This is a genomic window from Bacteroides sp. 3_2_5, from assembly GCF_000159855.2.
In the GTDB taxonomy this organism is placed as follows: domain Bacteria; phylum Bacteroidota; class Bacteroidia; order Bacteroidales; family Bacteroidaceae; genus Bacteroides; species Bacteroides fragilis.
On record NZ_JH636046.1, the window covers coordinates 142065 to 166160 of the forward strand.

The window sequence follows — 24096 nt, forward strand, 5'->3', positions numbered from 1 at the left end:
ACCAAGCTCTAAAATTACTGATAAACCTGTACCGGAAGTTCTCCCCTTAAAGCCCCCAAAGCATTCAATGCCAAAGCCTCCATCTCATCTTCTCCCGGATACACGAAAACGGGAGCAAGGAAAGAGATACGTTCCCTTAAACGGGAAATTACATAATCGGAATAGGCAATGCCTCCGGTCAGCAGAATGGCGTCTACCTTTCCACATAAAACAGTAGAGGCAGCACCGATACTTTTGGCCACATTATAGATCATAGCATCGAGCACCAACCGGGCATGGTCATCACCTGCCTCAATGGACTGAATAATGGCAGGAATATCAGTAGTTCCCAAATGGGCGGTAAGCCCGGCACGACCCGAAATTCGTTTCTTCAATTCATCTTTGGTGAATTTCCCGCTGAAACAAAGGTCTATCAGTTGTCCGGCAGGAAGAGTTCCGGCTCTTTCGGGTGAGAAAGGCCCTTCGCCATCCAATGCATTATTGGCATCGACTGCACGCCCATGACGATGGACTGCAACGGAAATGCCTCCTCCCAAATGGCAGACGATCAAATCAAGATCTTCATAACGAGTGCCATGTTCGGCAGCATAACGACGGGCAATAGCTTTCTGATTCAGTGCATGCCAGATAGTGATACGCGGCATCAAAGGCGAACCGGTAATACGGGCAACCTCTTCCAGTTCGTCCACCACACCCGGATCTGCAATAAACGCCCGGCATCCGGGTAAAGCTGCGGCCAATTCATCGGCTATCAAACCTCCCAGATTGCAGGCATGTGTACGCATAGCGTGAAGGGTATCCCGCTTCATGGCTTCGTTAACCTCATAAACTCCACCGGGAATAGGCTTCACCAAGCCTCCGCGTCCAATGACAGCATCGAACCGGAAAGGAATATCGTTTACCTCCAACTCTCGGAGAACAAGCGATTTACGAAATTCGAACTGATCGATCACCCGGGGGAAGGCAGACAACTCTTCCACCGTATGGCGGATGTTGCGTACCAACAAAGGAGTTTCATTTTCATAAACAGCGATCTTTGTTGAAGTGGAACCGGGATTGATAACAAGGAGCCTTTCCCCCCGTCCATTCTTCACAGAAGACGGAGTAGAGTTTATATTCAGTTTATCCATATTCTTAGTTTAATTATGATCATCATTCGGAGCATCTTCCTCTCTCTGCCGACCGGGTAGAAGCTGTCAGACACGCCATCGCAATACTATAATACTTGGAAAGTCCGGAATCACTGCGTGACGGTAACACCACCGGGCAAATGGGGCCTTGCAGCAACCCTGCCATATCGGCTTTGGCAAACAACGAAACAGATTTATAGAAAGCATTGCCCGACTCGATATTGGGGAATATCAATACATCGGCCTGTCCGTTGATGGGCGATACAATTCCTTTAATATCCCCGCTGGCCTGCTCGCAAGAGGTGCGTACATCCAACGGACCATCGATAATCACATTACCAAACTCTCCGGCTTCGGCCAACTCCACAATATTAACATAATCGAGCGAATGGGGAAACTTGGCACTTACCTTCTCCGTACAATGGATCAAAGAGATACGGGGTTGTTCTATCCCAAACCGCCGGCAAGTACAGATGGCATACCATATCATCTCAATGCGTTGTTGCAAAGTGGGACGAGGAATAACAGCGGCATCTGAGAAGAACAATAATTTATCATACGTCGGAATCTGCATTACGGCCAAATGAGTCAGAATCTTCCCCTTAGGCAGCAAGCCTTTCTCCTTGTCGAGAATGGCATGAAGCAAATTGTCAGTATTGATAATACCTTTCATCAGAATATCGGCTCCCCCTTCCCGAACAATACGAACAGCTTCACGCGCTGCCTCATCGGGATCTTCAATGTGGAGGGTCTTCACATATTCCGGGTACTTCTGCAGACTGGGATACTTTTGCAGGATGGCCGAGTCACCAATCATCAGGAATTCCGCAATCTCTTCGTCGAGTGCACGGGCAATGGCATATTCTGTATTCGGATCGTTGGCACAGACAACGGCAATCCGTTTCCGTCGGTTTAAGGTTTTGAGATGGGCTGTCAGTTGGTCAAAGTTTCTAATAGGTTCCATAACGTTAGATTTTTAGCAAATATCAGAAAAAGGATCGAGAAGTACATCATGGAATACTGAAAAAATAGACAAACCGAGTAACATTTTGATATAATACAACGCTTTCATTTCTACGGATGCAGGTAATTTCGTTTTTTAATGTAAATTTGTGTCCTGTTAAACTCCTATAATCAAACAGAACCATGAAAACAAAAACATTTCTCGCTCTTTTCTGCCTGTTGTGTATCAGTTCAGGCTTTTCATCGTGCCAACGTCATTCATCCGACCAGTGGAAATTGGTTTGGGAAGATAATTTCGACCAAAAAACAGGCTTTGATCCACAGGTCTGGAGTAAAATACCACGTGGCAAATCAGACTGGAATAACTATATGACCGACTTCGATTCCTGTTTCGACATGCGTGACGGCAATATGGTGCTGCGAGGCATCATCAATCACAGCCAGCCCAATGATACAGCACCCTATCTGACCGGAGGAATCTACACCAAAGGGAAAAAAGCATTCAGCAACGGACGCCTCGAAATACGCGCCAAACTGAACGGTGCACGTGGTGAGTGGCCAGCCATCTGGATGCTCCCGATAGATGCTCCCTGGCCGATGGGTGGAGAAATCGATATCATGGAACGTCTGAATCACGATACAATCGCTTATCAGACTATACATACCAATTATACGCACAATCTGGGTATCAAAGACAATCCGTTATCACACTCCGTAGGTGCGATCAATCCCGACGACTACAATGTATATTCAGTAGAAATGTATCCGGACAGCATTGCATTCTATATCAATGACACACATACTTTCACCTATCCCCGCATCGAAACAGACAAAGAAGGGCAGTTTCCTTTCGACCAGCCTTTCTATCTACTGATCGACATGCAGTTGGGTGGCTCGTGGGTAGGGGCTGTAGACCCGAAAGAACTTCCGGTGGAGATGTATGTAGATTGGGTAAGATTCTATCAGAAAGAGAAATAGAACCTTTTTACCCTACAAGCGTTAAAGACAAATCAGATATCAGCTTATTAAATCACTTTATTAAATGAACTTACAATTTCCCCCATTTCTGCACGAAGGCGATAAAGTAGCCATCGTATCGCCTTCAAGCAAAATAGACAGTATATTCCTGAAAGGTGCCAAGACGCGTCTCAGCTCCTGGGGACTTACTCCTGTCATGGGAGATCATGTCCGAAGTTCATGGGGCTCGTATGCCGGTGCCACCCATCAGCGCCTCAAAGATTTTCAGGCAGCCATGGACGATGAAGAAATTAAGGCCATTTTGTGCAGCCGTGGTGGTTACGGAGCGGTTCACTTGCTGGATAAGCTGGACTTCACACGCTTTCGTAACCACCCGAAATGGCTGATCGGGTTCAGTGACATCACTGCGCTCCACAACTTATTTCAATACAATGGTTTTGCCTCACTCCATGCTCCCATGGCACGCCATCTCGCTGTAACAGGAGAGGAGGATCCATGTTCATTATATCTCCGCGACATTCTTTTCGGTAAACTGCCCGGATATAAATGCCACCGCCATAAGTTGAATCATCTGGGACAGGCCAAAGGCATCCTGCGAGGCGGCAACATGGCTGTGTTCCACGGTCTCCGCGGAACACCATACGATATTCCTCCCGAAGGTACGATCCTCTTCATCGAGGATGTGGGCGAACGTCCTTATGCCATCGAACGCATGATGTATAACCTGAAATTGGGAGGCGTACTTGAAAAGTTATCCGGACTTATCATCGGACAATTTACCGAATACAAAGAAGACTATTCACTGAAAAAGGACCTTTACAGCACACTGGATGCCTTGGTGAAGGAGTATGACTTCCCCATATGTTATGACTTTCCGGTGGGACATGTGACAGAGAACCTACCACTAATCAACGGTGCGGAAGTGGAGTTCGTATCCGGAAAGAAAGGAGTGGAATTGTTAATAAACCCTCCTATCTGACTCACCCTACAGTGAAAATCATTAATTTTGAGGCTTTAAACTCCAAAAGCATAATTATGAAAAGAAACTCTATGTTCATACTGTCAGCTTTCATCCTGTTTTCTGCTTTCTCCTGCGGAACAAACGGCAGCAAGACCACTTCGACCGACATCACCGAGAAAAAGGTAATTGTCCAAGTGCCCCAATTTGACGCAGACAGTGCTTACAAGTACATACAGGCGCAAGTCGACTTCGGACCGCGCACACCAAATTCTAAAGGTCATGTTGCCTGTGGAGACTACCTGGCCGCCAAACTGGCCGAACATGGAGCCAAAGTGATCAGCCAAAACGCTGAATTACCCGCATACGACGGTACACTGCTGAAAGCACGCAACATCATAGGATCTTTTAAGCCCGAAAGCAAAAAACGCATCGCACTCTTTGCGCATTGGGATACCCGTCCATGGGCCGACAATGATCCGAATGAAAAGAATCATCACACACCGATACTGGGCGCCAATGATGGAGCAAGCGGAGTGGGTGTATTACTCGAAATTGCCCGCCAGATCAATCAACAGCAACCGGAACTGGGAATCGACATCATCTTTCTGGATGCGGAAGATTACGGAGCACCTCAGTTTTATACAGGCGAACATCGGGAAGACCAGTGGTGTCTCGGCGCACAATATTGGGCACGAACCCCGCACGTAGATGGCTATAATGCCCGCTTCGGAATTTTACTCGATATGGTGGGCGGCAAAGATGCTACTTTCTTTAAAGAAGTATATTCCGAGAAATATGCCAAAGGTATCAACAAGAAGGTATGGAAAAAGGCTAACGACGCCGGATACGGACGTTACTTTATTAACGAAGTAGGCGGTCAGATCACTGACGATCATCTGTTTATCAATCGCTTGGCAGGTATCCCGACTATCGACATCATTCCAAACGACGAAAATTGTGAACTGTCCAGCTTCGGACCGACCTGGCACACCGTGAATGACAATATGGATGCCATCGACCGCTCTACACTCAAAGCTGTGGGACAAACGGTACTGGAAGTTATTTATAACGAGAAATAATTATTTATCATGTCAATCAACGAATTACAAGACGAAGTCGTTGCTGAATTCAGCGACTTTGATGACTGGATGGATCGCTACCAGTTACTTATCGACTTAGGAAACGAGCAGGAACCGCTCGACGAGAAATATAAAACGGAACAGAATCTGATTGAAGGTTGCCAAAGCCGTGTATGGCTTCAGGCAGACGAAGTAGACGGGAAAATTATCTTTAAAGCAGAAAGCGATGCACTGATCGTGAAAGGCATCATAGCACTGTTGATTAAAGTCGTATCGGGACATACACCCGACGAGATTCTTAATTCGGAACTCTACTTTATCGACAAAATCGGTCTGAAGGACCACCTATCCCCCACACGTAGCAACGGATTGTTGTCGATGGTGAAACAAATGCGGATGTATGCACTCGCATTCAAAGCCAAAGAGGCCAAAGGCTAAATCTCCAGATAAGGATGTGTCAGGACTCGTACTCACCACAGATCACACCGATTTACACAGATAGATATTACTGGTTATCAGCAGATTAAAATCATCCTGTGTTAATATCTGCGTAATCTGTGGTGAATTATGACGTACCTCCATCTTCTTCATCCACCTGATACTCCAGAATATCCCCCGGCTGGCAATCTAGCACTCTACAGATCGCCTCAAGGGTAGAGAAACGAATCGCTTTGGCCTTTCCCGTTTTCAGGATAGAAAGGTTGGCAGGCGTAATGTCAATCTTCTCTGCCAACTCCCCCAAAGATATTTTTCTTCGGGCCATCATTATGTCAAGGTTTACTATTATAGCCATAATTCTATTAATTTTTCAATATTCGGATTCAGATAGTAAGATCTTGTTCTTCTTTCATCTTCAACCCGATGGCGAATACCTCGCCTACAATTAGTGAAACCAGTCCCAGAATGACCAGCATCACAGAATCTATGCTTGTCTCCATAGAATATCCGGACAACGAGAAGACTGAAGACAACTCATAATCATTCATCAGGGCCGGCACTGCCTCACTAATAAAGTTCAGCAACAAGGCGACTCCCAACCATCGCAACCGACGGACATTCTTCCAATTAAAAATATCCGATTTATTGATAGCTACAATCAGCTGAATAAAAAGCACTGTTGACGCAATGATGGCAAAAACAGCCAGAAGCCCGGAAATCACCTGGGCAACCATCATCCAGGTACTCCTGTCGACTTTTACATTCGTAACCATCTGTGTATAGGCAACGGGGACATAAGAGCCGGTCTTTTCATTATAGACAGAATCTTTAAAGGACGAAAAATCCTTGGGCATCAGTGTGGCAATCCGAAAGTTGATAGCCTGCTCTACACTTTGATTACCGGAATGACTTATCTTCATCCCTTCGGAAAAGCCATGACCGAAATCACGCCCCATATTAAACACCGAATAACAGAATACCAGAAAAACCAGTAAACATAGTATGTTCAATCTTCTTTTCATATTATGACTTATTATTCAATCTTTATCGTTTATTTTCATTCATCTTTCCGCCACGTTCCCGGAACCGTAACCTGCTTTATCCGAAGAAAACAGCCTACGAACACCATAGCCGCCACTGCTATCAATAGATAATAGGGAGTCGTACCCGTCACATCCCTGATTGTATCTGCATCGGGATAGGTCAGACTCAGCATGACAGAAATACTGTTGTTCACAATGTGTATCAGGATACAAGGAATCAGACTTCGTGTCCGATAATAAACCCATGCCAGCAAAAGGCCTCCAAAGAAGGCTGCAACTATCTGAGCCGGATTCAAATGAAATACTCCGAAAAGCAGTGCCGAAAGGAAGATGGCTTTCCGGGGAGAATAGCGTTCAAGCAATGCCTTAGTGGCACCACCACGGAACAGAAGTTCCTCAAGAATCGGCCCCAACAAAGTAATGGCCACAATGCCTAACCAACCGGACTGGAGAGCGTCGAACTGCTGTTCCAGAATATCAGGTACCCAAGATAAGACGGCAGTCAACAGATCCATCAGGACAGTCATCGACAAGCCTATCAGAAACGTTATGATCAGAAATGGAAATGAAATGAATGACCAACTTGTCTTGTCTTTGGGTATATAGTGTGCTTTCCATAAATAAAAAAACATCACTGCCATGGAAAGCAGCATCGAAGGAGCCAATGTCAACTCCGAAACCCGGGTGGCATCTACGCTCCCACCATTCATACGGGCAATGATAGTAAAAGGAATACCGATCAGCCCACCGCAAATAAGCTGGATTCCCAGATAAATCAGAATTAATTTGATCGCCGTTTTCATTCAGTCTTTTGTTTTAAATATGTACAAAGATAACGGTTTTAATTGACTACCGCTTCGGTAGAAGAGCCATTTGTATGGTGACCATGCAAAACTGAACTACATACAAACAAAGCTAACATGGAGATGGATACTACCAACATCGTAATGCTCATCAATGACTTTCTCATAAAACTTACTTTGAAGATTCGTTATGTTATTCAATAATAATTTATCGTTTTTCGATATGCAAAGATTCATATTAATTTTCACCTAAACAAGTAATTCGATAATTATTTATCGATAAACAATAAATATAGAATGTTTTTCGATATTTGTAGAGGATAAACGCTGATATAAAGAAGCCTCAAAGAACCAGCGTCAGGGAGAGTATATCCATTTGATAGCGTATTACACCTTTAGACGTCACTCTGACACTATTCATCCTAATCTACTGACACGCACTAAAACACAAATCATCAAACAGGAAGAAGAAAATGCATACAAGACGCATATAACATGCAATAAGATGCAACATCGACCGAAGATTTCCAATAAATATGCATGATATCTTTAGAAGAGAGGTCACATACCATTAAAAGAAAGACATCATTGGGTTAAAACAAAAGCTTCATTAGTTCAAAACTTCACCTGCATGAAGCCGGAAGAGAGACAAAAGAGGACATTTACATGCCTGCAATCATTTTTCAGCACGCATAGAATGATCAGGGAGAGAATAACGATTTGCACCTTAAAACAGAATATTCTGCAAATTAAAGAACACAGAACAGGCTCAAAACAGAACAAGAGACATGTATTATCCGCAATCAGGATGACTATCTGAAAAGCCGAATTCACAAAATAAGCTCCTATTTAAGAGCCGGAAGATAACGGGCCGAATATAACTCACTCAGTGGCAAACAAAAAATACAAAATGTCAATTGACATTTTGTATTTTCCCCAAAAGCGCTTCCACATCGGCTGCATCCTGATGAAGCTGCGCTATCAATCCTTCAATCCCATCGAACTTCAGCTCCGGACGGAGATATTTTACAAAAGAGAGCCGGATAAATTTATCGTAAATATCGGAATGAAAATGGAGGATATTCACTTCTATCGAACGTTCGGGGCCATTCCCTATCGTGGGACGAGTACCGATATTGAGCATACCATTATAAGTATGCCCGTCGAACGTGACATGAACTGCATAGACACCATCGGCAGGAACCAACTTATCAGGATCGTCTACACTGAGATTGGCCGTAGGGAATCCGATTTTCCTTCCTACCTGATAACCGCTCACCACCGTACCATCCAGAAAATAGTCGTAACCCAGACAACGTGCAGCCCGATCTACTTCGCCCTGATGCAACATCTTACGAATGACAGAAGAGCTTATATGGAGATCATCACACACACAGGCACGAGCACGAATCACCTCTATTCCCATTTCAGAGCCATAACGGCAATAATCCTCAAAGCCTTCACTACGATTGTGTCCGAAGCGGTGGTCATATCCGATGACAAGTGTCTGCACCCGATAACGGTCTCTCAGGATATCGGACATAAATTCATGGGCAGTCAGATGTGATACTTCACGTGTAAAATCAAGCATAAAGCAATAATCCACGCCCGTTTCTTCAAGCAGCGCCAGTTTCTCTTCCGAAGTGGTCAATAACTCCGGACGATAGTCTGCATTCATCACCTTACGAGGATGAATGGGAAAAGTAATCAGTGCAGAACGCAATCCACGAGCCGCAGCCAACTCTCTGACTTGTTCTATCAGAAAGCGATGCCCCATATGTACTCCATCGAAGAAACCGATGGTGGCAACACATGGTTCGGGTAGAACTCCCGGTATATTACGGATTATCTGCATGCTGTTTCTCCTATTTATTTTAATTCTCGGCAAAAAGCGGCCTCCAGTCTTCACCGGGTTTCACTGTATAGGTAGAGATGCCCAATGCCTGGGCGCCCTGGCAGTTGGCTTCGGAGTCATCTATGAAAAAAGTTTCGCGCGGATCGAGGTTTGCATCATCAAGCACTCCCCGGAAAATCTCTTCAGCGGGCTTTACCATTTTCATTTCATACGAGAGGTACATCTTTTCAAAATAGTCTTCTACACGGAAGCCCCGATACGGAAACGCATGCTCACATGCCCACTTCCAATGTATCTCGTTGGTATTGCTCAGCAGATAGACCACATATTTCTCGCGGAGTTTCAATAACATATCAAGCTTAAAACGTGGGATATCCACCAAGAAACTATTCCAAGCAGCATCAATTTGCTCATCCGTCACCTCCTGGGTTATCTGCCCGCGGATACTATCACGAAACTGGGCTGACGAGATCAACCCTTTCTCATGTTGCATAAAGATTCCCTGCTGAGAATACATGCCTAACAATTCGTCCACCTTCTCTAATCCCAACTTCCGGAAGTTTTCTATACAACGCTGACGGTCGAGATTAATCAATACACCACCAAAATCAAAAATAAGGTTTTTAATTCCTTTTCTTTTCATCTCTATTCTGTTTTTGAAAGCTTATACACGACAGAGCACGCAAAGGAAACGGAGTTTTTATATCCTGTTCATAAAAGACACTTTCTTTGCGTCCACTGTGATAAATAGCTTTCATTTTCATTTCTGAGTTAAACGTTTAACCAAGCGAATCAATTCTCCAATCCACAAGACGAGAGAAGAAGAACCGATGATGATAAGCCATGTTTGCCAGTCGAGCGGTTCTGTACGGAATACAGCTCCACCGAACTGCACTATAAGAAACTGCCCACCCAGGATGGCCAGTACAATCAATTCCATTCCGTACGACTTCGTAAGACCCTTGAATGCTGAATCGGTAGTGCCAAACACACGAGCGTTGAACAGATTCCAAAACTGAAGCATTACAAAGAAGGTGAAAAAAATGGTCAACCGCTGTACCGTCATTCCACCGTCGGCATTTGTAAAGTAGTATATCATCGCCATCAGTACTACCAGAAAGAGTGTACCGACACCGAATATATTATGTTGCATCGCTTTACTAATAATAAAATCAGTACTGCGACGCGGTTTATCGTTCATAACACTCTCACTTGGCGGAATAGAAGCCAAAGCTAAAGCGGCAAATGTATCCATGATGAGATTTACCCATAACATTTGGGTCACAGTCAACGGTAGTTCTGTTCCCACAATAGAACCGAGCAATACGATGAGAAGTGCCACAAAGTTAATGGTCAGCTGAAATACGATGAAACGCTGGATATTCTTATAAAGTGACCGCCCCCACATCACAGCAGTCCCGATACTGTTGAAAGAGTCGTCCAGCAAAGTGATGTCACTGGCCTCTTTGGCAACTGAAGTTCCGGTACCCATCGAAAGCCCTACCTGTGCATGATTGAGCGCCGGCGCATCGTTCGTTCCGTCTCCGGTCACAGCCACAACGGCTCCTTTCTGCTGCAGCAATTGTACCAGACGCTGTTTGTCGGTAGGACGGGCACGCGACATAATTTTCAAGTCCATCACTCTATCCAATGCTTCTTCATCACTCAATTCGGCAAAAGCAACTCCGGTAATGCGATTGTGTTCCGTATCTTCCGGTTTCCACAGCCCGATCTGACGCGCAATCTCAGTTGCGGTGCCCGGAGTATCCCCGGTCACAATCTTGATACCGATACCTGCCGACTGGCATTTAGCTACTGCCGCAGGCACATCGGGACGTATAGGATCGGAAATAGCAACGACTCCAAGGAAATTAAGGTTATTTTCTGAAACAAGTGCCACACAGTCATCCGGTTCGTTATCTTCCACCAAACGGAATGCAAAACCAAGTGTACGCATAGCCATATTCTGATAACCCAGTAATTGTGCTTCGACAGTCGAACGATATTCCACACTATCCACACGACGGCCATCGAGAATCACCTCCTTACATTTGCCAAGCACGATTTCGGGCGCACCTTTTATATATAATACCTTTTTGCCTATCAACGGCGACTTCACCAAAGTAGCCATAAACTTACGTTCAGTCGAGAACGTCAATTGGTCGAGCACCCGTGCTCCTTCTCTGAGTTCAAGATAGTTACGTTTCTGGCTATTCAGCCACAGCAACAAGGCAACTTCCGTAGGATTACCTACTCCTTTCGGCTTCTCACCCTTTCCCGTTTCTTCAAGAAAAGCAGTGGAGTTAGCACTAATCCCTTCCGAAATCAGTCTGCTGATATCGTCATCTGCCAGTTTCCCACCATCTTTCAAACCATAGAAATTGGGCTCGTGCACCTGCATCAGATTTTGTGTCAACGTACCGGTCTTGTCTGTACAAATCACGGTAATCGCCCCCATTGTTTCGCAAGCGTGCATCTTACGCACCAAATTGTTAGTGGCAAGCATACGGCGCATATTCAGTGCCAGGCTGAGTGTCACACTCATAGGCAATCCCTCGGGAACGGCAACCACGATCAGGGTAACCGCCATCATGAAATATTTCAATGTACGCTCCAACACCGGCAACCAGTCATGCCAACCGTTCAGAGCCCCAAAATCGAAATACAGTACAACGTCTTTTATAAAGAAAATAAGGAAAGCAAGTCCGGCTACGGTAAAACCGATCTTACCGATCAGGTTGGCCAATTTGGTCAGCTGGATATTCAATGGTGTAGGCTCCGTAGTTTGTTCCGTACTCTGACGTGCCACTTTCCCAATCTCCGTAGCATCTCCCACACGAAGTACCTTCATCGATCCATGGCCATCGACCACAGTTGTACCGCGCATCACCAGATTGGAAGCATACGTAGCTTCTTCATCAAAATCGGCTTCGATTATTGTTTTATTAATCACCGGTTCCCCGGTCAGGTTCGATTCGTTCACCTGCAAAGAAATAGCTTCTATCAGTTCGCCATCTGCGGGAATCTCTTCACCGGTCTCCAATACCACAATGTCACCTACTACCACATCTTTACGCGGAATCTCCTGAATACGCCCGTTACGAATCACCTTTACTAAAGTCTCTTCATTAACGGCATTCAGTAAATCGAATTTCTTATTGGCATCGTATTCGAAATAGAAACCGATACCGGTTGCCAACAGGATAGCGGCTATAATACCGATCGTTTCGGCATACTCATTCTCGATAACGGAAATGATAAGAGAGAATACAGCTGCAATAAGCAGCACACGTACAACAGGATCTTCAAATTTTTCCAAATAAAGCTTCAGGAGCGAAGGACGCTTAGGAGGCGTCAGTAGGTTGGCACCATATTTCTCCCGGCTTTGGAGAACTTCTTGATCAGTCAGGCCCAAATGAAAATAATCGTCGTTCTTTGCAGTCATGCAGATACATACATTAAATTAGAAGTTGCAAAAGTACAACATAAATCCGGTATAAGATGTTTCTTAAATCTTTTTTAAGGATTCCAGTTTTCCCAACAGTACTTTTGACGAAATGGGCTTCGTCAGGAAATCGGTAAAGCCGCTATGCATGATTTTCTGGCGGTCTTCTTCATACGCAAAAGCAGTAAGAGCAATGATAGGCACTGTAGCCGACATCTGTCGGATAGCCTCCGTAGCCTCGTAGCCATTCACCTCAGGCATACGGATATCCATCAAGATAATGTCCGGTTGGAATTTCAGGAAAAGAGAAATGGCCTCTTCACCATTGTGAGCCCAATGTAATTCGTAACGTGAAGCGAGGATAGCTTCGCAAAGACGATAATTGTCTTCCATATCTTCGGCCACCAGTATGCTCAGTTTTTTATCACTTCCCGCATCGATAACCGGAACCCGTACTGCAGAAGGCAATTCTTCCTGCTCTTTCTCAATGATGACTTTGGGTTTAATATCGGAATGTTCGGGCAATGTAAACCAAAAGGTACTTCCTTTGCCTACCTCAGATTCGGCTCCGATTTCCCCACCCAGCTTATTTACAATCGTCTTACAGATAGAGAGTCCGAGTCCGTTACCGTTTTTATCACTTTGCAAACGCACAAAACGATCGAAAACGCCCTCCAATTTATCCGCCGAAATACCCGAACCGGTATCGCTAACATAAAACCGAAGTCCATTCTCGGAAGACTGATATCCGATACGGATACTGCCCTCTGTGGTAAATTTGATTGCATTAGATACAAAATTGGACACAACCTGAGCAATTCGGTTACGATCCGTATGAACCATACACGAAGGCAGCCCGGGCTCTGTTATAATCTGTACAGGCGAGTTAGAGCCTATCTTCATACGGAACAATTGTTCCAAATCATTCAGTAACAAGTTGATATCGACATCAGAATAAACAAACTCCAATGTACCGGCCTCAATCTTCGACAAATCAAGAATATCATTAACCAGCTGTAATAGCAATTCGCTGTTCGTATGGAGTATCTCCAGGTATTTTTGCTTTTCTTCTTCTGTATTGGCCGCTGCCAGCAGTTCGGAAAAGCCGACGATGGCATTCAGCGGCGTACGGATTTCATGACTCATATTGGCTAGAAAAGCAGACTTGGAACGATCTGCATTTTCCGCTTTTTCCTTCGCTTCAGCCAACGCCTCTTCCGTTTGTTTAATCGAAGTAATGTCATGCACCGTCAGCACCATGCGCTCTTCACTATCCAGAGTCATAAATACTCCCGAGATCATTACGTCGCACTTTACAAATTCATGCTCGTCTATGGCAATATTCAGTGATGATTGCAAATCAGTAAATTCTTTCTTCTGGCGGAAAGCGTTTCCTATTGCTCCCCTCACCGGACATTCCTGGCAAAAAGCATGGGTTCCGCATCCCCCTTTGGCAGACAAGGCATTCCGGCATTGCAACAGATCACCTACACGCTTCTCTTTACCGTCCGGACTGAGATGAGTCAAATCATAATAATTAGTTTTCAGGACTTTGAAATCAGAATCGATTACCAAAACATACGCATGAATATGCGTCAGAATCGCATCAAACAGACAATTTACATTCTCCAGTTTCCGGTCCGATGCAGATTGCATTAACTTACCTTGTCTCTTTTCCCACAGAATAGCTCCTAAAAAAGCCACACATACCAGTGATAATACAATCTGCCACATCATAGTTTATAATTCCTTGATTAATGTTTTGTTGCTACAGACAAAGGTAGTGCTTTATTAATGAAAAAAGAAAAAATAAATGAACAATACGTCCGATACTTTTGTTATATTTGCATAAACTTAAAAAAAGAGACGACATGAAGTACATTTGCACCGTTTGTGATTTCATTTACGATCCGGAGATAGGTGATCCGGAAGGCGGAATCGAACCCGGAACACAGTTTGAAGATATTCCTGATGATTGGGTATGCCCTCTGTGTGGAGTTGGAAAAGAAGATTTCGAACCGTATAATGGCTAAACGATTCATTAACGATGAACGATAAGCGATGAGCACTCTCAATTACACGCTTTATCGTTCATCGTTCATCACTTTTCTCAAGACGCTTTCTTTTCTTTTACGTCACTGCTCGCTTCTACTACATTTACTACATAGTCACCGAGTTTTTCACATTCGGCGATAATATCCATGTAATAAACTCCCATCTGATAATCATATTCTTTATTATTCACATCCAGGATATTCTGATTCTTCAGTTGATTACGATAGTTATTAATTTCATTCTCAATATTGAATGACTTATTAACATCGATACTCTGATGTTCGGGTTTCTCGACCACGACAATCATTTGCGACAGAGCATCATTGGTCAGTTTCATCATGAAATGAATGTGCTCATATTGCTTCTCTGTGAAATCCTGATTGGTCTGACGCTTCCGGCTGATGGTACGTGCCAGGTTATAGCAACTGTCACCAATACTTTCAATCTCGGTTACCTCACGAAGCATGGCACGTATCTGAAGCTTACTTTCCGAGCTCAAACGCCCTTCAGATACCTGATTCAAGTAATTGGCAATCTCCAATTCCATATTATCACTGATATTCTCGTATTTCTCAATCCGGCTGAAAAGTTTATTGAAGTCATCATCCTTTTCAGTATGCAACAGATCTTGTACCATACCAAACATACGATGAATACGCTCGGAAAACAGATGAATCTCCTTACGGGCCTGAAGTATGGATAATTCGGCCGTAGAAAGCATACCTCCGGTAATAAAGCGCAAGCGTGGCTCTTCATCTTCTTCCTTGGGACGAATAATGGCACACACGGTACGCTCAATCAGTTTCACTCCCCAGATCAGCAGACAGACGTTACATATATTAAAAATAGAGTGGAAAGCGGACAACTTATAAGAAATAGCCACCTCTGCACTTCCCGGATGGAAGAAGGTATCGACCACCCAATTGACGAATACCATAAAAGGATGGAAAATAATTAGCACCCAGATCACACCAAAAACATTGAAAACAAAGTGAGCCAAAGCAGCACGTTTTGCTTGTGAATTAGCAGTCAAGGCAGCCAGGTTGGCTGTAATAGTAGTTCCGATATTCTCACCCAAGACCAATGCGGCACCCAATTCCAGGCTGATCCATCCGTTGGCACACATAATTAAAGTAATAGCCATCGTCGCGGCGGAAGCCTGTACGATCATAGTGAGAATAGTACCGATAAATAAAAAGAGCAGAACCGAGAAAAATCCCATATCTGTATAGTTCTGTACAAAAGCCAGCATTTCCGGGTTGGCATTCAGGTCGGGGGCATTTGCTTTGAGGTACGAAAGCCCCATAAAGAGGAAAGAAAAACCAAAGATAAATTCACCGATAGACTTACGGTTACTTTTACCCGAAAAAATAAGAGGAAGGGCAATGGCTAAAAGAGGAAGGGCAAAAGCAGCCATGTCGACTTTAAACCCAAAAATAGAAATGATCCATGCGGTGACTGTCGTACCGATATTAGCACCCATTATCACACTAATGGATTCGGCCAATGTCAGCAGACCGGCATTTACAAAACTGACCACCATCACCGTCGTTGCCGAAGAAGATTGGATAAGGGCGGTGATCAACACACCTGTTAAAACTCCCGTTACCCGGTTTGTAGTCATTGCTGTCAGAATTCCTCGCAATCTGTCACCTGCGACTTTCTGTAAGCCCTCGCTCATGATCTTCATTCCATAAAGAAAAAGTCCTAACGAGCCAATGAGCTTTAAAAAATCATAAAAAGAATATTCCATCTATAATTATTTTAGTGGTTGTTTGTCTTCTTAGCAATTATGTGATATATTTATCCGTACTATTCACCCCAAAATGACGTGAAATGAAACAGATGTTACAAATATATTGCAAAAATAATAATATTTCTAAAGAATTCCCTATTGGGAGCTCACTTTTGGATATTTATTACGGCTTTAATCTTAATTTTCCTTATCAGGTAGTCAGTGCTAAAGTAAATAATCGCTCTGAAGGACTCAATTTTCGTGTATATAACAATAAAGATGTAGAGTTTCTAGATGTAAGAGATTCTTCGGGAATGCGTACGTATGTGCGTTCTCTCTGCTTTGTGCTCTACAAAGCTGTCAGCGAACTCTTTCCGAATGGCAAACTTTTTGTGGAGCACCCGGTATCCAAAGGATACTTCTGCAATTTGCGGATCGGGCGCCCCGTCACACTTGAAGACGTGTCACAAATAAAGAAACGTATGCAGGAAATTATAGCGGAAGACATTACCTATCACCGCATTGAGTGTCATACAACTGAAGCCGTACGTGTATTCAGTGAACGGGGCATGAATGACAAGGTAAAATTACTCGAATCTTCCGGTTCTATCTATACCTATTATTATACTTTGGGAGGTACTGCCGACTATTATTACGGTAATCTGCTCCCAAGTACAGGATTTATCCACTTATTCGACCTCGTTAAATACTACGACGGACTGTTGCTGCGTATTCCTAACAAAGAAAACCCATCTGTACTGGAAGATGTGGTAAAACAGGAGAAAATGCTCGATGTTTTCAAAGAGCACCTGCGATGGAACTACATCATGGGATTGAACAATGTAGGAGATTTCAATATTGCTTGTGAAGAGGGACATGCCACGGACCTGATCAATGTGGCAGAAGCTCTGCAAGAGAAGAAAATAGCACAAATAGCCGATAGCATTTTCCACCGCGGAGAAAACGGGACTCGTGTAAAACTGGTGTTGATTTCCGGACCGTCATCATCCGGGAAAACAACTTTTAGTAAGCGACTCTCCATCCAGTTAATGACCAACGGCCTGAAACCATATCCCATCTCACTGGACAATTATTTTGTAGACCGTGAAGACACTCCATTGGATGAAAACGGCAATTATGACTATGAATCCCTTTATGCCCTCGACCTGGAGTTATTCAATACACAACTACAGGCTTTGTTGCGTGGCGAGGAAGTAGAACTGCCCCGCTATAACTTTATGTTGGGAAAAAAAGAATATAAAGGTGATAAATTGCGGATCGACGAACATACGGTATTGATTCTTGAGGGAATACACGCCCTTAATCCGGAACTGACTCCGCAAATCCCGGCAGCAAATAAGTTCAAAATATACGTCTCTGCCTTGACAACCATCTCGCTGGACGATCATAACTGGATCCCAACGACGGACAACCGACTTTTGCGCCGTATTATCCGGGACTTCAACTATCGCGGCTATTCTGCCCAAGAGACTATCTCACGCTGGCCCAGCGTACGCGCCGGAGAAGATAAATGGATTTTCCCTTATCAGGAGAATGCCGATGTGATGTTCAACTCCGCCCTTTTATTTGAATTTGCCGTGCTCCGCTGTCATGCCGAGCCCATTCTTACCAGCGTGCCACGTAACTGTCCGGAATATGCTGAAGCATACCGGTTGCTGAAGTTTATCAAATATTTCACTCCTGTACAGGATAAGGAGATTCCTCCAACCTCACTTTTGAGAGAATTCCTGGGAGGAAGCAGTTTTAAATATTAGATAGAGCCATATTCCAAATCATTATCAGACATAGACTTTACAAATACCGGCTTCGGAGAGAGCCTTATTTGTAGAATCTATGCCTGAATTATCAAATTTTATCCACCTTTCAACCAACCGGTAATGCCCGCCATTCCTCTTTGAAGAAGAATCAAAGAAGAAATGAAAAATAAGAGGGGGAAATGAGAGGTTTCTACAAAGATTTTTTAACTTTGTCACTGTTTAAAACCAAATCGCATGAAAATATCGACTTTAATCCTGACCATCCTCGTTTGTTTTAGCACAATCGTCGATGCACAAGGCACACAAAACAGAGCAAATGAACTGATGAAACAAGCGCAGAGTAGTCTGGAACAAAAAGAATACACTAAGGCGCGTTATCTTTTCATCCAGGCCTATGGCGCTTTCGCAACGCAGGAAAATTATCCGAAAGCCGTGGAATGCGGAATTCAGGGAGCAGCTCTGTACCATCGTGAAAATTATTACAAAGAGGCATTCGACCTCTGTAGAGGAATGGATCAGCTAGTCTGGGCCGGTGAACAAAAACAGCAGAAACAATTTTACCCGCTACGTTTCCAAATCACCAAAGAGAGACTGCAGATGTACATCGGACTAAAGAATGCGGCGCAGGCTAAAATTCAATTGGATAAGTTGGCAGAAACCGTAGGCCTGGCCAAGAACGATTCATTAAGCGAGAACCTACTATACACACAGGCAAGTTATTACTACACATTCGGGCAAAACACTCAGGGAGACGCGTGCTTTCAGAAATTAATCAACCAATATAAAGCTCAAAAGAATTACGATAAGGTCAACGAATGCTATAAAAAACTGATTGCCATCGGACGTAAATCTAACAATGCCTCACTGGTGGCCCGCACTTACGAGAACTTCATCGTCTGGACCGATTCGGTAAAAGCAATGACGGCACAAGACGAACTGAACGTACTGAAACGCAAGTATGACGAAAGCCAGCAGATCATTCAGGAGAAAGAAGACACACTTTCGGGCAAACAGTATATGATCGTCGGGCTGTGCACACTGGTAGTAATCCTGATTGCCGGTCTGATATTTGTGGCCATCGTACTGCTTCGTTTCATTGCCGGTAACCGGAAACTGAAAAAGAGCGTACAGATAGCCAATGAACACAATGAACTGAAGACACAGTTTATCCAGAATATTTCAGCACAGATGGAACCTACGCTGGATACACTCGCCTCTTCTGCCGCCGAGCTGTCGGACAAAGCACCTCAACAGGCACAGCAGATGCAAGGACAAGTAGCAGCCCTGAAGAAGTTCAGCAATGATATACAGGAACTTTCCACATTGGAAAACTCTCTGACTGAACCTTATGAAATGAAGGAGATCAACGTAAATACTTTCTGTGAAGCTACCATGGATAAGGTGAAAGAGTTTGTACAACCCGAAGTTTCGACCGTAGTCAATGCTGCCAAACTCCAGATCAAGACCAATCCTGAACAACTGGAACGGATCTTGATTCACTTGCTGAAGAACGCTGCGGAATATACCGAAAGCGGAAAGATATTCCTTGATTTCAAAAAGAGAGGCGCACATACGCACCAATTCATTATATCGGATACCGGTACGGGTATTCCCGTTGAGAAACAAGAGAACCTGTTCAAGCCCTTCACTGAAATCAAAGACCTGACAGAAGGAGACGGTTTAGGACTACCCATCTGCGCCCTGATAGCAACCAAAATGAACGGCAGCCTGACACTGGATACCAGTTATACCAAGGGGAGCAGGTTTATACTCGAATTACATACATAATTAAATAAAAGAAGTGAATGTGCCGCAACTAAAGTGAGCACTCTAAAAAGTTACAGACTGTAATCCATAAACATAAAAGAGCCATATCATTACTCAAAAATAGAGTTTGACATGGCTCTTTTCATTGTTCATAAGGGCAGGCAAATTTCAAATGAGAAGCTCTCCCTTTCTAAATCAGGATTTAAACACATCCTCTCCCGCTATTTTTTTCGGAAGGGAGACGTTATCAGACGGTAAGTTCCAACAACACTTCTCCTTTGGTATTGAGTACTTTCACCTTAAGTATGTCCTTCTTCTTTTCAATCACCATTACCGTTGCACTTTTCATGCTATAACCGCCACCGATAATCACCGGGAAGTTATTGCCAAGGCTGCCTTTGGGATGATAGGCATATTCATGTGTGTGCGCGTTAAGGCTGATATTGAAAGGTGCTTTCTCCAGAAGTTTACCCCAAAGCCCGGAACACAGATTCTCGTAGTCGTTTCCGTAAAGCGGAATGTGATGAATCAGAATCCGCTTAGCGGCTTTCTTAAATTCTTTGGAAGCGAGCTCACGCTTCAAAAATCCTACCTGGTCATTACGCAGCTTCGTAAAATCGTTGAGTCCGTAATATACCCAATGATCATCCGGCTTATCTTCACCGCAATCGAGCATTACGATACGGGTATCTCCCCAGTTGAAGGAGCCGTAAGTCTTATCGCCTACATAATCGAACAGGCTGTGCAGGCCTACCGAATAGGCATTCCGGATCTCGTGATTGCCGCGCATAAAGAAGACAGGTACGCGGTCACCCTCTACGCCTTCGGTCAGTTCGCTGATAAAGGCTGTTGCCTGATCGTGATTGGCGGGGTCGTCTACACAATCGCCGTTGAACACTACAAAATCATAGTCAATCCCCTTTATCTGTTCGCACAATGCCTGAAACGTCTTCGATTGTTTATGCAGGTCGTTGAACACCACAGCCGTAAAACTGTCATCACCGGCTGCGGGTAACGTGAACTCCCTGAGTTCTGTACGGGCTGTATTGCCAAACACCTTTTTGTAGGCCTGGTAAAGCAGGATCTCCTGCGAACAGGTACGATAATAATATTTCTGTCCGGGCTGCAAACTATCGAGGCGAATCTTGTGAAGAGTATTGCCACAAACAACTTGACCATCCAGAAGGGTACGTGCGCGCTTCAGGTTGGAAGGGTCCGTGCCGTACTCCACCCAGCAATAGGCCGGCACGTTGGTCTGCCACATCACTGTGATTCCACCTCCTACGGGATTCTGAAGATAGGGTTTGGTACGGCAAATCCGATTCTCGGGTACCGCCATCCGTACTTCTACCAACAAAGGACGATGATCGGACGCCAGAGGCTCATCGATCACCCGAGCCGAGTTGACAACAAAAGTAGGCGTTTCCTGTTTCAGAGCAATCAGGTAGTCGAGCGTCTCCTTCGGTTCGGAAGCCGGATAAGTGGGCTGCTTCGGGTTGGAAAGTATCTGGAATGTACTCTTCAAATCTTTGATAAAGCCGGAGTCGGCATCCGAGTTGAAGTCACCGGCAAGGAAGAAAGGTTTCCGGGTATTGGCTGTAACGGACTTCAGGATTTCGAGAGACTTCATCCGATCCTCTTCGGTCAGAGAGAGGTGCGTACACGCAAAGACATACTCTGGGAACTCGGCGACAAGCAGCGTGCGTGGCTCTTCACGTCCCGGAAGGGCGAAGGTTTGCACACGGAGCGGAGTCTCTTTCGAAAGTATACCGATGCCATACTTTCCTCCGTCATAATCGATGGCAGGCGCAAAGCAGGGATGCAATTGAGTGCGTTCCGCCAGTTCCTTGAGAACATCGGTCCGGTTGCTCCGGGCAGTCATGCTGTCCAGTTCCTGGATGGCAACGATGTCCGGACGGGCGTTGTTGATCACATTGGCTACACGCTGATAATTGCATATACCGTCCATGCCATTGGCGTTACGGACGTTGTAGGTCATCAGGCGCAGCACATCTTCAGCCTGGGCTGACAGCACAAAAAGTGCTGAGAATAAGAGCAATAATAGTTTTCTCATAAGGGTTCCTCCCTAAAAGATGTCGCGGAAGCCTGTTTCACTACAGAGCTGCATAGGCAGAGAGGCACAGGAGAGGAGCTCTACGGAGCGTGACCTGCAGAACGGGGGTATGCCATAACTCACCACAGAGTGATACAGAACTTCACAGGACGAACTTAATCTATTGATAGATAACAGTATCCATCTGTATACATTCGTGTAATCTGTGGTGAATGCGAGTTTCGACATATCCTCATTCCACGAATCACCGCTTATCGTTTGGAGACCGTTCCACCGGATACCGGCCTATGTCCTTTGCGGGCAGCTCCCGCTACATCTTCATTGTTATATTTTGAGTTATTAAATCTGAATAATAGCACATATACTGTCTCTTCCTGTCGAAAAGAGGGATCAGGGAAGAGGTTTTCTGTACACCAGCGTCAGCCCGTCCACTGCCCCGTACTCTGTCATCAGTTGACGGAAAGCGGCATAATCCGCCGGGCGAATCATCTGTTTCTTCAACTTCAGGCTCCGGGTCACTCGCGTTTTCGCTCCTTCGGGACGGATGGAAATGGTTAATGTACCTACGGCATTGTCCATCTTCTTCTCCATCGGCCGAGTGACAGATTCCATACCTGCAGGAGTATCTACGGTATAGGTGAAAGATTCATCCGCCAGTCCGGGCAACAAGAGGTTGGAAGTGCGCTTGCTATTGAACCGGACGTACTGGGAATCGGCCAGGCTGCCACGCTCTACGGGGAGGGTGAAGACCAGATAGCCATCTTTGGCATTTGCCGCGTCGGGCTGCAATGCATAGTCTTTTCTCAGGGTAACCGGTGGAAGATTCAGTTCAAACGGCTGCGTCAATGAAGCTACATAGGCATAATCTTTCTGCCAGGAAACGGCTGAGGGAGTTTTGCCTTTCAGTGACAGAGCCTGTTGGCTGCCTCCGGCGTCGGTCCACACAAACAGTTCGCGGATGCTGCCTACTCCCAGTGATGCCGTATTCTCAGACGGAGCGCAGACCGCCCCTATCCCGGCTTTCAGTCCGGCCGCTTTCAGCAATGCGGCCATCAGATTCGCCTTCTCGGCCTCCGTGCCGTATGCCGAACGGATCACCTCTGCGGCGGGACGGATGCGATAACCGCTTTCCGCCAACGGGAGGGACGAATAGTAAAGATTATCAATCACATAGTCACGTATCGCGGTTACTTTTTCTTTATCGTCCTTCGCTCCGGCAGTCAGTTTTCCGGCCAGCGCACGAATCCCTGCATCTCCTTCCGGTTGCCATTGTGACGTCAGAAACGACAGGGGTTTCTCCTCAGTCGTGGCAGTCAGCAGAGGCAAATCACCGCCGATCACCGACACCTGCGGCTCACGGCTGAGGGCGGGCAGATTCTTCAGGGTCCAGCTGACTTGCTTCATCCCTTCGGATTCGGTTACGGAAGCTTTCGCCTTGTGGTTGTTAAGGGCATATTCCAGATGTTGCCCCCGGGGAACGGTGATGCTGATCTCGTACTCCTTCACCGGCGAAGAGTGCTCCAGCAACCGGCAGATCTGAATCCCCGGCAAATATCCCGGTTTGGTTGTAATGGAATAGTCCAGATAGATGGTAGCTCCGAGTTCCAGCCCGGTGTGTACGACTACCATCTCGCGCAAAGCATTGAATGCCGGCGCATTGGCTGCTGCCGAGGGGAGCACTTCGACCAGAGCATTGGCGGGGGTCTTGACGATATTTCCGTCTTTCTGGCGGGTATACGACTCGTGAATCTGCAAAGTCTGATAACGGGGATCGTACGTAATGAACGACTCCCCATACGTGCGGTTCATGGCCGTGTGAGTGTACAGCGTCAGGACTTTCGACTGACGATAAACCTGCGTACCATCAGCCTGCAGGGTCCAGCTTTCTTTGATTTTCTTAAATTCCGCTTCCCGGGCGGTGACCGGAAGAGTCAGCGCAAACAGGCAGAGGAGCAGAAGGGTATATATTTTAGTCATGTGTGACGATCATCT

At 45.2% G+C, this 24096-nt stretch carries 20 protein-coding genes; 7 read left to right on the forward strand and 13 right to left on the reverse strand.

Features of this window, described 5'->3' with window-relative positions; all coding sequences use genetic code 11:
* Positions 1 to 14 precede the first annotated feature (14 nt).
* Both buk and BSHG_RS01400 read right to left on the reverse strand, forming a co-directional pair.
* Positions 15 to 1130, reverse strand: coding sequence for a butyrate kinase (gene buk / locus BSHG_RS01405; RefSeq protein ID WP_008661499.1), 1116 nt, complete (start codon positions 1128 to 1130; stop codon positions 15 to 17).
* Between the two features lie 22 nt (positions 1131 to 1152).
* Positions 1153 to 2094 (reverse strand): phosphate acyltransferase, encoded by a 942-nt coding sequence (locus tag BSHG_RS01400; RefSeq protein ID WP_005791349.1) that lies wholly within the window; start codon positions 2092 to 2094, stop codon positions 1153 to 1155.
* Between the two features lie 182 nt (positions 2095 to 2276).
* On the opposite strand from BSHG_RS01400, the gene BSHG_RS01395 reads away from it, so the two are divergent.
* From BSHG_RS01395 to BSHG_RS01380, 4 genes are all read left to right on the forward strand, one after another.
* Positions 2277 to 3071: a glycoside hydrolase family 16 protein gene (locus BSHG_RS01395; protein WP_005814249.1), complete on the forward strand. Its 795-nt coding sequence runs from the start codon at positions 2277 to 2279 to the stop codon at positions 3069 to 3071.
* A 64-nt stretch (positions 3072 to 3135) separates the two neighbouring features.
* A complete protein-coding gene (locus tag BSHG_RS01390) occupies positions 3136 to 4050 on the forward strand; it encodes an LD-carboxypeptidase (RefSeq protein ID WP_005791345.1) in 915 nt (304 codons plus the stop codon).
* Between the two features lie 56 nt (positions 4051 to 4106).
* Positions 4107 to 5111 carry a M20 family metallopeptidase gene (locus BSHG_RS01385; RefSeq protein WP_005797516.1) on the forward strand — a complete coding sequence of 335 codons (1005 nt, stop codon included), beginning with the start codon at positions 4107 to 4109 and terminating at the stop codon, positions 5109 to 5111.
* A 9-nt stretch (positions 5112 to 5120) separates the two neighbouring features.
* Positions 5121 to 5549: a SufE family protein gene (locus BSHG_RS01380; RefSeq protein ID WP_005791341.1), complete on the forward strand. Its 429-nt coding sequence runs from the start codon at positions 5121 to 5123 to the stop codon at positions 5547 to 5549.
* Positions 5550 to 5676: 127 nt separating this feature from the next.
* Here the strand turns inward: BSHG_RS01380 and BSHG_RS01375 are convergent, their stop codons facing one another.
* The 8 genes from BSHG_RS01375 to BSHG_RS01345 all read right to left on the reverse strand — a co-directional run bounded on the left by BSHG_RS01375 (position 5677) and on the right by BSHG_RS01345 (position 14432).
* Entirely contained in the window at positions 5677 to 5904 is a 228-nt protein-coding gene (locus BSHG_RS01375) for a helix-turn-helix domain-containing protein (RefSeq protein ID WP_005791339.1), read from the reverse strand.
* Between the two features lie 28 nt (positions 5905 to 5932).
* The gene (locus BSHG_RS01370; RefSeq protein WP_005791337.1) at positions 5933 to 6571 is read right to left on the reverse strand and encodes a DUF2975 domain-containing protein; all 639 of its coding nucleotides are present in this window, start codon (positions 6569 to 6571) and stop codon (positions 5933 to 5935) included.
* A 35-nt stretch (positions 6572 to 6606) separates the two neighbouring features.
* A complete protein-coding gene (locus BSHG_RS01365; protein ID WP_005797512.1) occupies positions 6607 to 7395 on the reverse strand; it encodes a CPBP family intramembrane glutamic endopeptidase in 789 nt (262 codons plus the stop codon).
* 38 nt (positions 7396 to 7433) lie between these two features.
* Complete coding sequence (locus BSHG_RS23670) at positions 7434 to 7562, reverse strand: hypothetical protein (protein WP_255344011.1); 129 nt, start codon at positions 7560 to 7562, stop codon at positions 7434 to 7436.
* 746 nt (positions 7563 to 8308) lie between these two features.
* The gene (locus tag BSHG_RS01360) at positions 8309 to 9250 is read right to left on the reverse strand and encodes a bifunctional riboflavin kinase/FAD synthetase (protein WP_005791333.1); all 942 of its coding nucleotides are present in this window, start codon (positions 9248 to 9250) and stop codon (positions 8309 to 8311) included.
* A gap of 19 nt (positions 9251 to 9269) precedes the next feature.
* Positions 9270 to 9893 (reverse strand): HAD family hydrolase, encoded by a 624-nt coding sequence (locus BSHG_RS01355; RefSeq protein ID WP_005791331.1) that lies wholly within the window; start codon positions 9891 to 9893, stop codon positions 9270 to 9272.
* Positions 9894 to 10010: 117 nt separating this feature from the next.
* Positions 10011 to 12695 (reverse strand): calcium-translocating P-type ATPase, PMCA-type, encoded by a 2685-nt coding sequence (locus tag BSHG_RS01350; protein WP_008661504.1) that lies wholly within the window; start codon positions 12693 to 12695, stop codon positions 10011 to 10013.
* 63 nt (positions 12696 to 12758) lie between these two features.
* Positions 12759 to 14432 (reverse strand): ATP-binding protein, encoded by a 1674-nt coding sequence (locus BSHG_RS01345; RefSeq protein WP_005791324.1) that lies wholly within the window; start codon positions 14430 to 14432, stop codon positions 12759 to 12761.
* A gap of 134 nt (positions 14433 to 14566) precedes the next feature.
* Between BSHG_RS01345 and rd the strand changes: the two genes are divergently transcribed.
* Positions 14567 to 14728 carry a rubredoxin gene (rd, locus tag BSHG_RS01340; protein WP_005804009.1) on the forward strand — a complete coding sequence of 54 codons (162 nt, stop codon included), beginning with the start codon at positions 14567 to 14569 and terminating at the stop codon, positions 14726 to 14728.
* A 77-nt stretch (positions 14729 to 14805) separates the two neighbouring features.
* Here rd and BSHG_RS01335 read toward each other — a convergent pair whose 3' ends face one another.
* Complete coding sequence (locus BSHG_RS01335; RefSeq protein ID WP_005791319.1) at positions 14806 to 16503, reverse strand: Na/Pi cotransporter family protein; 1698 nt, start codon at positions 16501 to 16503, stop codon at positions 14806 to 14808.
* A gap of 83 nt (positions 16504 to 16586) precedes the next feature.
* Here BSHG_RS01335 and BSHG_RS01330 point away from each other — a divergent pair, with 83 nt between their 5' ends.
* Together BSHG_RS01330 and BSHG_RS01325 are read left to right on the forward strand one after the other, a co-directional pair.
* Positions 16587 to 18260, forward strand: coding sequence for a nucleoside kinase (locus BSHG_RS01330; protein WP_005791317.1), 1674 nt, complete (start codon positions 16587 to 16589; stop codon positions 18258 to 18260).
* A gap of 237 nt (positions 18261 to 18497) precedes the next feature.
* Positions 18498 to 20051, forward strand: coding sequence for a sensor histidine kinase (locus BSHG_RS01325; protein WP_008661510.1), 1554 nt, complete (start codon positions 18498 to 18500; stop codon positions 20049 to 20051).
* 226 nt (positions 20052 to 20277) lie between these two features.
* Here the strand turns inward: BSHG_RS01325 and BSHG_RS01320 are convergent, their stop codons facing one another.
* Together BSHG_RS01320 and BSHG_RS01315 are read right to left on the reverse strand one after the other, a co-directional pair.
* A complete protein-coding gene (locus tag BSHG_RS01320) occupies positions 20278 to 22104 on the reverse strand; it encodes an endonuclease/exonuclease/phosphatase family protein (RefSeq protein WP_005797500.1) in 1827 nt (608 codons plus the stop codon).
* 390 nt (positions 22105 to 22494) lie between these two features.
* Positions 22495 to 24081: a DUF3857 domain-containing protein gene (locus BSHG_RS01315; RefSeq protein ID WP_008661513.1), complete on the reverse strand. Its 1587-nt coding sequence runs from the start codon at positions 24079 to 24081 to the stop codon at positions 22495 to 22497.
* Between the last annotated feature and the right edge of the window lie 15 nt (positions 24082 to 24096).

Bases quoted from the DNA above. Each gene is read 5' to 3' on its own strand.
- BSHG_RS01375 (WP_005791339.1), bottom strand. From the start codon at position 5,904: ATGGCTATAATAGTAAACCTTGACATAATGATGGCCCGAAGAAAAATA.
- BSHG_RS01395 (WP_005814249.1), top strand. From the start codon at position 2,277: ATGAAAACAAAAACATTTCTCGCTCTTTTCTGCCTGTTGTGTATCAGT.
- BSHG_RS01385 (WP_005797516.1), top strand. From the start codon at position 4,107: ATGAAAAGAAACTCTATGTTCATACTGTCAGCTTTCATCCTGTTTTCT.
- BSHG_RS01320 (WP_005797500.1), bottom strand. From the start codon at position 22,104: ATGAGAAAACTATTATTGCTCTTATTCTCAGCACTTTTTGTGCTGTCA.
- BSHG_RS01345 (WP_005791324.1), bottom strand. From the start codon at position 14,432: ATGATGTGGCAGATTGTATTATCACTGGTATGTGTGGCTTTTTTAGGA.
- BSHG_RS01380 (WP_005791341.1), top strand. From the start codon at position 5,121: ATGTCAATCAACGAATTACAAGACGAAGTCGTTGCTGAATTCAGCGAC.
- BSHG_RS01350 (WP_008661504.1), bottom strand. From the start codon at position 12,695: ATGACTGCAAAGAACGACGATTATTTTCATTTGGGCCTGACTGATCAA.
- BSHG_RS01365 (WP_005797512.1), bottom strand. From the start codon at position 7,395: ATGAAAACGGCGATCAAATTAATTCTGATTTATCTGGGAATCCAGCTT.
- BSHG_RS23670 (WP_255344011.1), bottom strand. From the start codon at position 7,562: ATGAGAAAGTCATTGATGAGCATTACGATGTTGGTAGTATCCATCTCC.
- BSHG_RS01335 (WP_005791319.1), bottom strand. From the start codon at position 16,503: ATGGAATATTCTTTTTATGATTTTTTAAAGCTCATTGGCTCGTTAGGA.
- buk (WP_008661499.1), bottom strand. From the start codon at position 1,130: ATGGATAAACTGAATATAAACTCTACTCCGTCTTCTGTGAAGAATGGA.
- BSHG_RS01330 (WP_005791317.1), top strand. From the start codon at position 16,587: ATGAAACAGATGTTACAAATATATTGCAAAAATAATAATATTTCTAAA.
- rd (WP_005804009.1), top strand. From the start codon at position 14,567: ATGAAGTACATTTGCACCGTTTGTGATTTCATTTACGATCCGGAGATA.
- BSHG_RS01400 (WP_005791349.1), bottom strand. From the start codon at position 2,094: ATGGAACCTATTAGAAACTTTGACCAACTGACAGCCCATCTCAAAACC.
- BSHG_RS01360 (WP_005791333.1), bottom strand. From the start codon at position 9,250: ATGCAGATAATCCGTAATATACCGGGAGTTCTACCCGAACCATGTGTT.
- BSHG_RS01355 (WP_005791331.1), bottom strand. From the start codon at position 9,893: ATGAAAAGAAAAGGAATTAAAAACCTTATTTTTGATTTTGGTGGTGTA.
- BSHG_RS01315 (WP_008661513.1), bottom strand. From the start codon at position 24,081: ATGACTAAAATATATACCCTTCTGCTCCTCTGCCTGTTTGCGCTGACT.
- BSHG_RS01390 (WP_005791345.1), top strand. From the start codon at position 3,136: ATGAACTTACAATTTCCCCCATTTCTGCACGAAGGCGATAAAGTAGCC.
- BSHG_RS01325 (WP_008661510.1), top strand. From the start codon at position 18,498: ATGAAAATATCGACTTTAATCCTGACCATCCTCGTTTGTTTTAGCACA.
- BSHG_RS01370 (WP_005791337.1), bottom strand. From the start codon at position 6,571: ATGAAAAGAAGATTGAACATACTATGTTTACTGGTTTTTCTGGTATTC.